The organism is Pedobacter psychrotolerans (genome assembly GCF_004340665.1).
GTDB lineage: Bacteria > Bacteroidota > Bacteroidia > Sphingobacteriales > Sphingobacteriaceae > Pedobacter > Pedobacter psychrotolerans.
Window position 1 is genome coordinate 618877 of sequence record NZ_SLWO01000003.1, and the last position, 14356, is coordinate 633232.

The 14356-nt window shown below is 38.4% G+C and carries 13 protein-coding genes; 12 read left to right on the forward strand and 1 reads right to left on the reverse strand.

Annotation, left to right across the window (positions count from 1 at the left end; all coding sequences use genetic code 11):
- Position 1: 1 nt before the first annotated feature.
- The 11 genes from EV200_RS10050 to EV200_RS10100 all read left to right on the forward strand — a co-directional run bounded on the left by EV200_RS10050 (position 2) and on the right by EV200_RS10100 (position 10462).
- Entirely contained in the window at positions 2 to 1945 is a 1944-nt protein-coding gene (locus EV200_RS10050; RefSeq protein ID WP_132531891.1) for a polysaccharide biosynthesis protein, read from the forward strand.
- A complete protein-coding gene (locus EV200_RS10055) occupies positions 1932 to 3563 on the forward strand; it encodes a gliding motility protein RemB (protein ID WP_132531894.1) in 1632 nt (543 codons plus the stop codon). Before EV200_RS10050 ends, EV200_RS10055 begins: the two co-directional genes overlap by 14 nt.
- A 52-nt stretch (positions 3564 to 3615) precedes the next feature.
- Positions 3616 to 4239 (forward strand): class I SAM-dependent methyltransferase, encoded by a 624-nt coding sequence (locus EV200_RS10060; protein ID WP_132531897.1) that lies wholly within the window; start codon positions 3616 to 3618, stop codon positions 4237 to 4239.
- Between the two features lie 626 nt (positions 4240 to 4865).
- Positions 4866 to 6263, forward strand: a complete 1398-nt coding sequence (gene fumC / locus EV200_RS10065) for a class II fumarate hydratase (RefSeq protein ID WP_029282165.1) — start codon at positions 4866 to 4868, stop codon at positions 6261 to 6263.
- A gap of 70 nt (positions 6264 to 6333) precedes the next feature.
- Complete coding sequence (locus EV200_RS10070; RefSeq protein ID WP_132531900.1) at positions 6334 to 6672, forward strand: hypothetical protein; 339 nt, start codon at positions 6334 to 6336, stop codon at positions 6670 to 6672.
- Between the two features lie 45 nt (positions 6673 to 6717).
- Positions 6718 to 7233, forward strand: coding sequence for a fumarate hydratase (locus EV200_RS10075; RefSeq protein ID WP_165877907.1), 516 nt, complete (start codon positions 6718 to 6720; stop codon positions 7231 to 7233).
- A gap of 1 nt (position 7234) precedes the next feature.
- Complete coding sequence (locus tag EV200_RS10080) at positions 7235 to 8041, forward strand: S1/P1 nuclease (RefSeq protein ID WP_132531903.1); 807 nt, start codon at positions 7235 to 7237, stop codon at positions 8039 to 8041.
- A gap of 95 nt (positions 8042 to 8136) precedes the next feature.
- Positions 8137 to 8556 carry a hypothetical protein gene (locus EV200_RS10085; protein WP_132531906.1) on the forward strand — a complete coding sequence of 140 codons (420 nt, stop codon included), beginning with the start codon at positions 8137 to 8139 and terminating at the stop codon, positions 8554 to 8556.
- A gap of 2 nt (positions 8557 to 8558) precedes the next feature.
- A complete protein-coding gene (locus EV200_RS10090; protein WP_132531909.1) occupies positions 8559 to 8993 on the forward strand; it encodes a low molecular weight protein-tyrosine-phosphatase in 435 nt (144 codons plus the stop codon).
- A gap of 54 nt (positions 8994 to 9047) precedes the next feature.
- Entirely contained in the window at positions 9048 to 9812 is a 765-nt protein-coding gene (locus EV200_RS10095; RefSeq protein WP_132531912.1) for a ThuA domain-containing protein, read from the forward strand.
- A gap of 194 nt (positions 9813 to 10006) precedes the next feature.
- Complete coding sequence (locus EV200_RS10100) at positions 10007 to 10462, forward strand: ferritin-like domain-containing protein (RefSeq protein ID WP_132531915.1); 456 nt, start codon at positions 10007 to 10009, stop codon at positions 10460 to 10462.
- A 56-nt stretch (positions 10463 to 10518) separates the two neighbouring features.
- Here the strand turns inward: EV200_RS10100 and cphA are convergent, their stop codons facing one another.
- A complete protein-coding gene (gene cphA, locus EV200_RS10105) occupies positions 10519 to 13134 on the reverse strand; it encodes a cyanophycin synthetase (protein WP_132531918.1) in 2616 nt (871 codons plus the stop codon).
- 297 nt (positions 13135 to 13431) lie between these two features.
- Here cphA and EV200_RS10110 point away from each other — a divergent pair, with 297 nt between their 5' ends.
- The gene (locus tag EV200_RS10110) at positions 13432 to 14307 is read left to right on the forward strand and encodes a cyanophycinase (protein ID WP_132531921.1); all 876 of its coding nucleotides are present in this window, start codon (positions 13432 to 13434) and stop codon (positions 14305 to 14307) included.
- The last annotated feature ends 49 nt before the right edge of the window (positions 14308 to 14356 follow it).

Here is a 14356-nt window from a genome sequence, read left to right on the forward strand (position 1 = left end):
GGTGTTTAGCAAAGTTAATATAGTACCCCGCTGGCTCATATTCATCATTGACCTGATGATTTGCCTGATCTCCCTTGGAGTAGCCTATTTTATTAGGTATAATTTCGATATCACCGATCTAGATGTGATCTTCTTTAGCCGGAGTGCTTTAGTAACCATAGCCATTAATATTGTTGTTTTTCTGGCCGTTAAATCATACAGTGGGATCATCCGGTATACCAGTGCTCAAGACACTTTACGAATTTTATTTGCCGTTGTTATTAGTAGTGCCAGTTTATTCGTCCTGAATGTATCCATCCTGGCCTTCCTGAATAAAATGCTGATTTCCAACATCATCGTGGTGGTGTATGGTTTAGTCAGTTTTGTAATTCTGATTACTTACAGGGTACTGATTAAATATTTTTTCACTTATGTTAAAAACCTGAATCTGGATAAGATGAGGGTAGTCATTTATGGTGCCGGCGAAGCGGGTGTCGCTACGAAAAGAACATTTGATCACGATAACCGCATCAATAAAAATATTGTCGCTTTTGTAGATGACGACCTGAGAAAGGTGGGGAAAACCATCGATGGCGTTCGGATTCTGGATGCGAAGGATTTGAAATTGCTGATTTCGAACCGCGAGATAGATGAACTCATTTTTGCCTCTTTCAGCATTCCCATCGAAGTAAAAAATGAAATTGTAGATGCCTGCCTGGCCTACGATGTAGTGGTATTGAATATTCCACCGTCCAATGTATGGATAGATGGTAAACTGCAGTCGTCTCAGATTCAGAACCTGAATATTGAGGACTTACTGAACCGGAAAACGATCGAAATTGATGTAGAAGGCATCCGCAACCAGATCAGAAATAAGCGGATTATGATTACCGGGGCAGCTGGTTCTATTGGCAGCGAAATTGTGCGTCAATTGCTCAAATTTGAACCCAGCCTGATTATTCTAAATGATCAGTCGGAAACGGCCTTACACGAATTGTACCTGGAGCTGGAAGAATCCAGCCAAAATGCGAATTATCACGCCGCAGTGGGTGATGTACGTGACGTAAAGCGCATGGAATATTTGTTTGAAACCTACAAACCCCATTTTGTTTATCACGCAGCAGCTTATAAACATGTGCCCTTAATGGAAGATAACCCTTGCGAGGCCATTAAAACCAATGTAATGGGCACCAAGCTTTTGGCAGATCTTTCTGTAAAATATGGCGTCCGCAAATTTGTGATGATCTCTACAGATAAGGCCGTTAATCCGACCAATATCATGGGCGCATCGAAAAGGATTGCTGAAATTTATGTGCAGTCTTTAAATAATACATTGATTAATCAAAATCACATTTTCAGCAACGGATTAAGTTATATCAATGAGCTGAATGTAAAACCGATTACCAAATTCATCACCACCAGATTTGGCAATGTGCTTGGCTCCAATGGTTCTGTTATTCCCCGGTTTAAACAACAAATTGAAAAAGGTGGACCAGTTACCGTTACGCATCCAGAAATTACCCGTTATTTCATGACCATTCCCGAAGCGTGCCGCCTGGTGCTTGAAGCTGGAAATATGGGTGTAGGAGGTGAAATTTATATCTTTGATATGGGCAAATCGGTTAAAATTGTTGAGCTGGCCAAGAAAATGATCCGATTAGCAGGCTTAATTCCCAATCAAGATATTAAAATCCAATACAGCGGCTTGCGCCCGGGAGAAAAACTGTTCGAAGAGTTATTGAATGACAATGAAAATACCATGCCTACGCATCACCATAAAATTATGATTGGGAAGGTAAGGGAATATATCTTTAATGATGTAGAACAACATATTTATAAACTGATTAACTGTGCCCGATCAAATGATAACCGCCAGGTGGTGGTGATGATGAAGCAACTGGTGCAGGAATACAAAAGCAATAATTCCATTTACGAAGAACTTGATCATACGAATGAAAAAAACTAATACTCCACGCTTAATTTTATTGTTTGTCCTGCTTTTTACCATTGTTTTTAATAAGGGTACTTTTGCACAAACGCCCAATCAAAATATCCCATACTCGTACCAGTTCTATCAGAAGTTGAACACTTCTGTATATGACATCAATTCCAGTTTTCACAGTTCCATCAGGGGCTTTTATGGCGATGACAGCCTTTTGGTTGGTCAGTATCAATCTTTGATGAAATTAGGTACTGACAGTTTAAATAAAAGAAGCTGGGTAAGGCGAAAGCTGACCGAAGAGCATCTGGTTAATTTCAACGGTGACGACTATCATGTTTACCTTGATTTTTTACCTGATTTCCAGATCGGAAAAGAATTTAAGGAAAGCAAAACCACTTGGTTAAATACCCGGGGTTTTCAGGTTGGTGGTGATATTGGCAAACAATTCTCCTTTTATGCCAGTGCTTATGAGAACCAGGGTGTTTTCGCCAATTATGTAACCGACTTCATCAATACCAATCAAGTAGTACCCAGTGAGATGACAGGTAAACTGGACGGAAAAACCAAAGACTGGTCTTATGCTACGGCTTTACTGTCCTTTACGCCTAATAAACATTTAAATATTGCTTTAGGTTACGACAAGAATTTTATTGGCGATGGTTACCGTTCCATGTTGCTATCTGATGTGGCCGCCAATTATTCTTTTTTAAGATTAAGAACTTCATTGGGGAATGTTCAATATCAAACCATATTTGCCTATATGCTGGATCCGGGTGCAGAGCGCTTTACCGAAGACAGAAGATTAGGTGATCGGGGTAAGTGGATGGCCGCACATTACATAGACTGGAATATTACCAAACGTTTCTCTGCCGGCTTTTTTCAGGCGGTTACCTGGGCTGATGCCGAGAAAGAAGGCAAACGGGGATTTGACTTTAATTATGTGCATCCCTTTATCTTCCTGCGTTCTGTAGAGAGTGCCAATACCACCTCACCAGATAAAATGCGTTTGGGAATCAACCTGAAATATGAAATTTTGGAGAAAACAACGCTTTATGGTCAATTTATGTTTGATGAGTTTACAGCCAAAGAAGTTTTCGCCAATACGGGTTACTGGGCCAACAAACATGCCATTCAGGTCGGTTTCAGAGGTTCGGACCTATTTAAGGTTCCCCGCTTAAATTACCTGGCTGAATTTAACACCGCCAAACCTTATACCTATTCTCATTTTGACCGTGTTTCCAATTACGCGGCCATGAACCAGCCCTTAGCCCATCCTTTTGGTGCAAATTTTAGGGAGTTTTTAGGTTTACTGAACTACAGCTATAAACGATTTGATTTTCAGGGCCAGATGATTTATGCCAATTATGGTGAAGATCCGGAAGGCTTAAATTATGGTAAGAATATCTTTTTGAGCTATGATACCCGTGTGCAGGATTATGGTGTACATACCGGACAAGGGATTAAAACCAATCTTTTCTTTACGGAAGCTAAAGTTTCTTACCTGATTAATCCAAAATACAATTTGCGTGCAGAAGTTGGCGGCATCATCAGAAGAGAATCTTCAGCGGTGACTACACAGAATACAGGTTTAATTACCGTTGGGATCAGAAGTACCTTCAGAAATTTATACCGCGATTTTTAATCTATTGCACATCACCTAATATGTTGTTATACCCTATCTAAATTCATGCATCATGCTGCTCGTTGAAAAGACTTTTAATTATTTTAAACAAAGATTTCTGCGGAAGTTTTTATACCGGTATGGTTTCGGGAGTCCGGTAGGTAAAAACATCTGGGAAGCACAGTTTAAGGGTGGCAAATGGGATTATCTCTATTCTGATCAGGAAGCCCTGCACTATAAAAGCATTTCGAAGTTCTATACCCAGTATGTTAAAGGAAGTGTGTTGGATGTGGGCTGCGGGCAGGGCGTATTATACCATTACCTGAAACCGGAACTCCGCGATGCGGATGTATATTTAGGGATAGATATTTCTGATACCGCCATTACGCAAGCTAAAGTGAGTTTTCCAGAGCGCAGGTTCGAGCAAATGGATTATGATTATAGTAAGCTTATTGAACGCTTTGATGTGATCATTTTTAATGAATGTCTTTATTATTTTAAAAAACCTTTTGATAAACTGGCTTCCGGCATTACCGAAAACCTTAAGCCTGGCGGTTATGTGATTGTTTCTATTTTCTATTATGCAGAACATGCTGTTTTATGGAAACGCTTAAATGAGCAGTATCAGTTTCTGGCGGTGGATGAGGTTACCAATGATAAAGGGCAGATGTGGAAAGTAGGAATTTTTAAACCTTAAGTTCATCCATTTTTCGTCATTGCTTTACGCTTTTTCGCGCGTAAGGTGCGGTTATTAAAAGATAGCTTTACTCCTTTAATAAGGCATTCCTTCTGTTCGCAAAGACGCCGTATTATGGTAAGTAGCTTTTTTAGCTGGTAAGTTAATCTGTTTATAGGAATGATTTTAAATGGCAAACCTTTGGTTACGCATGATGTTTCTCTTTATTCGTCCTTGCGAGGCGGCTTTTCAGTCAATGAAGCAATCTATTTCATAAGAACAATCCTTTACGCTATTTCAAGGGCTTTCTCTTTGTTCGTAAAGGACGGAAATGGAGCTAATTGGCACTTGCTTAGCAGAACAATGTAAAAATGAAATAACATTTTTTCCAAATCTGATCGTAGAGGAAAGTATTTTTATTGTTGTGTTTCGACAGGCTCCTTTAGACAACAGCAGAAACGTATAGCGAGTCGGCTCGAGCCTAACCCAAGAATCCCTTATCAATTTTTAAAAGGTCTTTATTATCATCAAATCGACGCAATCATCCCGTGAAAAATCTATATTATTATTCCCCAGGAAATATCAAAGATAATACCTTACGTTATAGGCAAAAAACTTAAATTTGCGACAACAAAATCAAAAATATAATGAGTTTCAGAATAGAACACGATACCATGGGCGAGGTGCAGGTGCCAGCCGACAAATACTGGGGTGCACAAACCGAACGCTCACGCAATAACTTCAAAATCGGACCAGAAGGTTCGATGCCTAAAGAAATTATTCATGCTTTTGGCTATTTGAAAAAAGCTGCTGCTTTGGCTAATACCGAGTTGGGTGTGCTCACTGCAGAAAAAGCAACATTAATTGCTAAAGCCTGTGATGAAATTATTGCTGGTGATTTAGATGATCAGTTTCCATTGGTAATCTGGCAAACAGGTTCTGGTACGCAAAGTAACATGAACGGAAACGAAGTGATCGCTAACCGTGCACACGTGATAAATGGTGGCGCATTGGCTGATGATAAAAAAGTACTTCACCCGAATGATGATGTGAATAAGTCACAATCATCTAACGATACTTACCCAACTGCAATGCACATTGCAGCGTATAAATTGACGGTAGAAAATACCATTCCAGGTTTGGAGCATTTAAGAAATGCCCTGGCTAAAAAAGTAGAAGAATTTAATTCAATTGTTAAAACAGGCCGTACCCACTTTATGGATGCAACCCCGTTAACCTTGGGGCAAGAATTTTCTGGTTATGTACAACAAATTGATAACAGCATCAGGGCAATTAAAAATGCTTTGGTAATGGTTGCTGAGCTGGCTTTAGGTGGTACTGCGGTTGGTACAGGTTTAAATACACCAAAGGGATATGATGTTTTAGTTGCTCAAAAAATTGCTGAATTAACAGGCTTACCTTTTGTTACCGCACCAAATAAATTCGAAGCTTTAGCAGCTCATGATGCGATGGTTGAACTTTCAGGCGCTTTAAAACGTACGGCAGTAGCATTGATGAAGGTTGCAAATGATGTTCGTATGTTAAGTTCTGGCCCACGTTGCGGTATTGGAGAAATTGTAATTCCAGATAATGAACCAGGTTCTTCCATCATGCCTGGAAAAGTAAACCCAACACAACCAGAGGCTTTAACCATGGTTTGTGCACAGGTAATTGGCAATGATGTAGCCGTTTCTGTAGGCGGGATGTCTGGCCATTTTGAATTAAATGTTTTCAAACCTTTAATTGCAGCTAACGTATTACAATCCGCTCGTTTAATTGGCGATGCCTGCGTTTCTTTCACGGATAAATGTGCAGAAGGAATTACCGCAAACTTACCAGAGATTGAGAAACATTTGCAAAACTCACTGATGCTGGTAACTGCTTTAAATCCGCATGTAGGTTATGAGAATGCGGCGAAAATTGCTAAAAAGGCACACAAAGAAAACAAAACACTAAAAGCTGCGGCTGTAGAGTTAGGCCTGTTAACCAACGAACAATTCGATGAGTGGGTTCGTCCGGAAGATATGGTTGGAAGTTTAAAATAGCATATTCAGGCCTGGAAGATTTCAAAAGCTTTTAGGCCTGTTTTAGATAGAAAGCTTAAGCAATAAAAATATGGATAGTTCAATAAGTGGATTTATATTTATCTTGATCAATATCATTTCTCCATTTCTGGTTTTCATTGCCTGCTGTTATTATTTGTTTAAAAGGATAAGTGCTGATGCGATCTTACTTTTTGTAGGCTCGGGAATTAGCTTGCTGTTAACAGGCTTCTATAGCTTTTTAATGCCTTACTTGGCCAGGGTAAATTACCTGCCGGCTGCAGAAGTAAATACCTACTATTCTATTGCAGGGATCATAGGGCTCATTGCTGGGATTTGTTTCGGTATTGGGCTTTTTATACTGATTAACAGCTTATTAAATACCAATAAGATGCTTAATAAAAAGTCTTAACTCATAACTTTACCGATCACATTTAATTAATTTTGATAAATAACAATGCCAAAATATAAAGTTGGACTGAAGCGTCTGAGCATGGTTTTCGTCGTTGCTGGTTTGTTATACTCCTCGTGTTCCAGGTTACCAAACATCCAGGGTAAAGGTGAAGCATTTATGCAAGGAGTTTGGAATGAAGATTCAGTTGCCTTTAGCCATAAACTAAGTAACTACACCCAACATCGTTTTAAGGTTACCTGCGATTCCATTTATATAGATTTGGTAACGCATAGCAAAGTCAATTTTTACGAAGATTCCTGTTACCACAATGGTGTATGGAAAGAGTATGCAAAAGGCGTTTATGCGGTTCGGGGTGATACCTTAATTGTAGGTGCTACCTTTACACATGCCAACTATAAACAAAAAATATCTGGCTGTTATCGCATCGGCCGATATGATAAAAATTTTCTGATTAAAAAACATTCGAGTGATACCTTAATACTGGAAAGCTTAAATGATCAAAGTGAAATCAAATTAGTGCTCAAAGAAAAAATAAACTGTGTCCAAAAAGAATTATAAAATGATATTTAAATTTATTAATAAGAAGCTAGCTATTGTAGCGGCCATCGGTTTGCTCGCTTATATGCCACTTCAGGCCAATGCCTGGGGTATGATTGGCCATCGCATAGTTGGCGAAATTGCAGATGGCTATTTAAAGGGTAAAACCCGTAAAGCTATTCAGGCTATTTTAGGTACAGAATCATTGGCGATGTCTGCCAACTGGGGTGATTTCATTAAATCGGATTCTACTTATAATTATATGTACAACTGGCATTTTGTGAATCTTCCAGGTGGATTGGATAAACAAGGCGTTTATAATATTTTAGAAACTGAAAAGGCACCAAATCTTTACAATAAAATCATCGACCTAACAGCTGTTTTAAAAAATGCAAATAGTACTGCCTCTGAAAAAAAAATAGCCCTAAGGATGTTGGTACACATGGCAGGCGATTTGTGTCAGCCGATGCATGTGGCGCATAAGGAAGATTTAGGTGGTAACAGGGTTTCGGTGATGTGGTTCAATGAAAAATCTAACCTGCACCGGGTATGGGACGAGCAATTAATCGAATACCAGCAGCTGAGTTATACCGAATTTGCAAAAGCAATTAATCATCCTTCAGCTATTCAGCTCTATAACTGGCAAAATACCAGTCTAAAAGATTGTGTTTACGATGCCTATACCATTTGCAGCAAGATTTATGAGGGTACAAAACCTGATTCTAAATTAAGCTACCGTTATAATTTCGATTGGTCAGAAACCCTTAATCAGCAATTGTTAAAAGGTGGTGTTCGTTTGGCTAAGATGCTCAACGATATTTACGGATAATTTATTTCAACTTTAAATCCTCCAAAAATTGGGGGATTTTTCTTTATGTAGCAAATTCATTGTTATTTTCGTTTACCTTATACAAATCTAATCATATGAGAAAATTACTATTTGTGCTTTTAATTTGCACTGCAGTTGCCTGCACAAAGGATACCTATAAAACACTTATTTCAAAAAAATGGGTAATCGAGTCGGTAACAGTTACACCTGCAATGACTCTAGGCGGTAAGACTGACACCAATTATATAGCGCTATCAGGACCAGAAAATTGCGTAGCCAATTTATCACTCTCTTTTGCTGCAGATAGTACTTATGTGGCTGGGGCTAATGGAGCGCTTTGCGATATGATGGCTGATGCCAGTGTAAAGACCTGGAAAAAAGATGGCAATAAGATCGTTTTGTCTGCTTCTCCTTCCGCTCCGCTATCCTTCGACGGTAAAAAATTAACACAAACTACCACCACTCAACAAAACGGAACAACTTATACCTTTTTGTATACTTATAAATCTAAGTAAAATTGAAAATTTTAATGGTCTGCCTGGGTAATATTTGTCGTTCGCCTTTGGCTGAGGGCATCATGCGTCATCTGACAAAAGAACAAAACTTAGATTGGGAAATTGCATCAGCCGGAACAGGAAACTGGCACATCGGTCAGGCACCCGATCGTAGAAGCATAGCCGCAGCTCAAAGTTGTGGTTATGACATTAGTTTGCAAATAGCACAGCAATTTTCACCTGCTATGTTTTCGCAATACGATTGGATTTTGGTAATGGATAGAAAAAATTTATTAGATGTAAAGAATTTAGCAAAAACTAAAGAAGCGCTACAGAAAGTCAAACTTTTTTTAGATGATGATGAATTGATAGATCCGTATTGGGACGATACTTTATTTGCACCAGTTTGTAAACAAGTTGAAGAAAGATGTAAAGAGATTATCAAAGAACTTTCTTAGATTTAGGATTCGATCGTAATCGAACTGATAATAAGCTAACCAAATTTTTTTAAAATGAAAAAAATATTCGTACTGATGATTGCCCTGATCATCTGTCACAGTAATTTATTTGCTAAAATTAATTCTAGAGTTTTAGTCTTTTCTAAAACTACCGGTTATCGCCATGCTTCTATTGAAGAAGGTAAAAGAGCCATTATTCAGCTTGGTCAATTGCATCATTACGAGGTTGATACCACAGAAAATGCGGCACTATTTACCGAAGATAATTTAAAAAAATACGCAGCTGTTGTTTTTCTAAGCACAACTGGCGATGTGTTAAATAACGCACAGCAATCAGCCTTTCAACGCTATATTCAGGCTGGTGGTGGTTTTGTGGGTATTCACGCTGCTACGGATACCGAATATAACTGGCCCTGGTACGGAAAACTGGTGGGTGCCTATTTCATCAGTCACCCTGAAATACAGGAAGCAAGATTCATTATTAAAGATAAAAATCATCCTTCGACCAAGTTTTTAACAGATTCGATATGGATGCACAAGGATGAACTTTATAATTTCAAGGATATCAATCCTGATCTAAAAGTGTTGATCACGATTGATGAAACATCCTACAAGGGTGGAAAAAATGGCAACTTTCATCCATTTAGCTGGTATCATTCATTTGATGGTGGCAGGGCTTTTTATACGGCCATGGGACATACCAAAGAATGTTGGAGCGATCAAAAATTCTTGATGCATTTAAACGGAGGCATAACATATGCAATTGGGAAACATCAAAAATTAGATTACCATAAAGCAAAATCTAAACTCTTAAAATAAAATTTAAGCTGCCAATTTCTTTTTACATTAATCAGATAGATTATTTCAGCCTATAAAAGCTTTCTATAACACCAAATATTTGCTTCAGAAGGGTTAATTATATTAATATAACACTCGCAGGAATTAAAATTTGAAAATAATTATAAACTATTCCAGGTATAACATGTTCAGATAGTACATCAAAACTTATAAACATGAACACTGCAACAATAACAACAGAAGTATTAAACGATTTAGTTCAAATCAATAATGATCGTATTGCTGGTTATGAAAAAGCCCGTACAGAATTAAAAGATGAGGATGCAGATTTAAAATCGTTATTTCTAGATATGATTTCAGAAAGTCAGAAATATAAAATGGCTCTAGGGACTGAGATATCTGCCTTAGGAGAAGACATCGATACAGGTACCACTAATTCCGGAAAAATCTATAGAGCATGGATGGATGTTAAAGCATTATTTACAGGCCATGATAGAAAAACAGTATTAAATAATTGCGAAGGCGGAGAAGATGCTGCTCAAAATGCTTATAAAATGGCATTAGAGGTAGAAGATCTTCCAGCACATATTAGAACGCTGATTTCAGATCAAAAGGCTTCATTGAGAACTTCACATGATGAAGTTAAAAGATTACGTGATAGTCAAGCATAAGAATATTTAATCTAAAAAAAGGCCTCCTGATGTTTAATTAGGAGGCCTTTTTGTTTTTAAGATTCCAATTCTCGATCCAGATGTTCAGTTACCCGCTGGATAGTGTTATCTATCGTATTACTTAAAATGGTTAAGTATGATCCTTTTTTAGCGGAATCGATGGCAATTTGTAAACACTCCGTGCTTCTATTGTTAATGATGATTTCCTTATTTGGGTCAACCTCTTTAATACCCTTAATTAATAAATCTATCAACTCATCTTGCTTACGGCCACGCAGGTATTTCTCCTGACAGATATAAATTTTATCGAACATTTGAGCTGAAATGCGTGCAGTTTCAATAATATCTTCATCACGTCTATCTCCCGTTCCTGAAATAATGCCCACATGTTCTGTGGCTTCTACGCTTTGTAAATAAGCTTTAACACCATTAAACCCATCAGGATTGTGTGCAAAATCTACCAGCACTTTAAAATCTTTAAACCTAAAAACATTCATTCTACCTGGTGTATGTGCTGCAGATGGAATAAAGGTTTCAAGTGCTAAGCGAATGTCTTCAGGTTTGTAGCCCCACAAGTAGGTCGCTAAAGTTGCAGCGAGCACATTCTGAATCATAAAGTTTACTGCCCCACCAAAAGTTAGTGGAATATGTGTTGCTTTATCAACCCTGAGTTTCCAATCGCCGGTTTTGATGGTGATGTATCCATTTTCATATATTGCTGCAATACCACCTTTTTTGCAATGCTCTTTAATTACCGGATTGTTTTCATCCATACTAAAATAAGCAACATTACAGCGGGCATCTCTGGCAATCTTCACGCAATAACCATTGTCAGCATTTAATACTGCCCAACCTTTCCGGCGAACTGCTCCAATCACAACAGCCTTAACGCGGGTTAAGTCATCAAGGTTGTGAATGTCAGAAATGCCTAAATGATCTTCCTGAATATTCGTCACAACGCCAATATCACAGGCATTAAAGCCTAATCCAGCCCTTAAGATTCCACCACGTGCAGTCTCTAAAACTGCAAATTCAACGGTTGGATCTTTTAATATAAATTCAGCGCTTACCGGGCCCGTGGTATCGCCTTTCATCAACATGGTGTTGTGAACATATACCCCATCACTGGTGGTATAGCCCACACGTTTACCATTACTACGGATGATATGGGCAATTAAACGCGTAGTTGTTGTTTTACCATTGGTTCCGGTTACGGCAATAATTGGTATTTGTGATAACCTTCCTTGCGGATAAAGCATATCTACAACAGATGCGGCAACGTTTCTTGGTAAACCTTCGCTTGGTGCCAAATGCATTCTGAAACCTGGAGCAGCATTCACTTCCAATACTACGCCTCCGTTTTCTGTTAGTGGCTGCGTAAGGTTTTGCGCCATGATATCAATTCCGCAGATATCTAATCCAATTACTCTCGAAATTCTTTCGCAGATAAATATATTTTGTGGGTGTACAATATCGGTAACGTCGATAGAAGTACCACCAGTACTTAAATTAGCAGTTGATTTCAGGTAAACAATTTCTCCTTTTTCAGGAATGGTCTCCAGGGTATATTCTTTTTTGGCCAGCAAATCCAATGTATCACGATCTACAGCAATCTCTGTCAATACATTTTCATGCCCATAACCACGACGAGGATCTTCATTTTCCTTATCAATTAATTCCTGAATAGTATGAATGCCATTTCCTAAAACATGAGCCGGATCGCGTTGTGCTGCGGCAACTACCTTATGGTCAATAACCAGCACACGAAAGTCAAAACCAGTGATGAATTTTTCAATTATAACCCGGCGAGAATAGGTCTTAGCATATTCAAAGGCTTCTTTAGCCACTTCCATCGTTTTTATATTGATGGTAGCACCTTTTCCATGATTGCCGTCCAATGGTTTGAAAACCAAAGGAAAACCAACTTTTAGAACAGCTGCCTCCAGATCTTCTGGATTTGAAATGGTTACACCTGAAGCCACCGGAATTGCGGCTTCGGTTAATAAACGCTTGGTTTCTTCTTTATTACTGGCAATATCTACAGCAATGCTGCTGGTTTTTTCGGTCATGGTAGCCCTGAAGCGCACCTGATTCTTGCCGTAACCTAATTGAACCAATGAGCTTTTATTTAACCTGATCCAGGGGATATTTCTACTTACCGCTTCCTGAACAATTGATCCGGTACTTGGGCCAAGGGCTTCCAGTTCACGGATTTCCTTCATTCTCCTGATATCATGCTCTAAATCATATTCTTCATTATCAATCAGCGCCTGGGCTATTCTTACTGCAGCTTCAGCGGCGTAAACGCCCACTTTTTCTTCCAGGTAACTAAACACTACATTATAGATGCCTTCGGTTTTAGTCTGGCGGGTTCTACCAAAACCTGTTTCCATTCCGGCTATAGTTTGGATTTCCAGGGCAATGTGTTCAATCACATGTCCCATCCAGGTGCCTTCTTTCACACGTGTAAAGAAACCACCTTCAACCCCTTTAGAGCAACGGTGGGTAAACATACTTGGAAGTAACTTTTCTATTCGCTCACTAAACCCATCAATCAGGTTGGTTGGTCTTTGCTCCAGTTCTTCTAAATCCAGTCTCATCTGGATCAGTTTTTTGCGGTTTATCGACCATATATTTGGCCCTCTTAATACTTGGATGTTATATATCTTCATGTAATGTTTTGTCGTTTTTATTAAAAATCATGAAATTTTGGGCAGATCTTTTTTTCAATCCAGAGATGCTAAAATTGATGATTGTAAATTATGCATTTATTTTGAAAATTGGCAAATCAAATAGCTAAATGAATTTCTTAGGCTATTTGTTTTATTTTCAGACATAACTTTAACCCAAATTATTCATAATTATTTCAACCATTGTTAATAAATGCATATTTATTGACAAAAAAAGTCGTGTTTTTTATCTTAAGCTGATATATTTGGGTTTTTTGATAGAATATTAATACACACAAAATGGTTCCAAAAGGCAAACTCATCATTATTGGAGGCGCAATAAATACAGGCAGCTTTGCTGAAACGCAATTTGGATTGCCTGAAAACATGAATTTTTTCGAACGGGGAATTTTAAAGAGAATCACTACAGAATCAATTAAAGATCTTGATTCACGCTTCGAGATTATTACTACGGCGTCTTTAATGCCTGAGAAAGTTGGCGAAGAATATATTAAGGCTTATGCGCAGTTAGATGTGCATAATGTTGGTGTATTAAATATCACCAATCGGGAAGAGGCTAATGCCGATGACAATTGTGAGCGGATTAGAGCTGCTGAAGTCATCATTTTTACAGGCGGAGATCAGTTAAGGCTGTCATCAATTTTTGGAGGAACAAAAATTCATCAGATTTTGCTTGATAAATATAAAACAGAGCCTGTTGTTATTGCCGGAACATCGGCTGGTGCAGCAGCAAGTTCAAAAAATATGATTTATCAGGGCAGCAGTAAGGATGCCTTGCTTAAAGGTGAAGTAAAAATTACCGGTGGATTGGGATTTATTGATGATGTAATTGTAGATACACACTTTGTTCAGCGTGGGCGGATTGGACGTTTGCTTTATGCCGCAGCTAGTAATCCTGGAATTTTAGGCATTGGCTTGGGTGAAGATACTGGATTATTTATCTCAGATGGGCACATCATGGAAGCCATCGGTTCAGGTATGGTGATTCTGGTTGACGGTCGTCAGATGGCAGATACCAATTTAACTGATGTAGAAATGGGCCAGCCTGTATCGATCAAAAATATGGTTGTGCATGTAATGTGTGATGGCGATGTTTATGATCTAACAGACCATAGTTTAATTATTCATCACCCTAAGGTTATTCCTGTAGGATAGAGGCAGTTTTAGTTTGCAATTTTCAGTTAACAATTTACAGTTTGCAGAT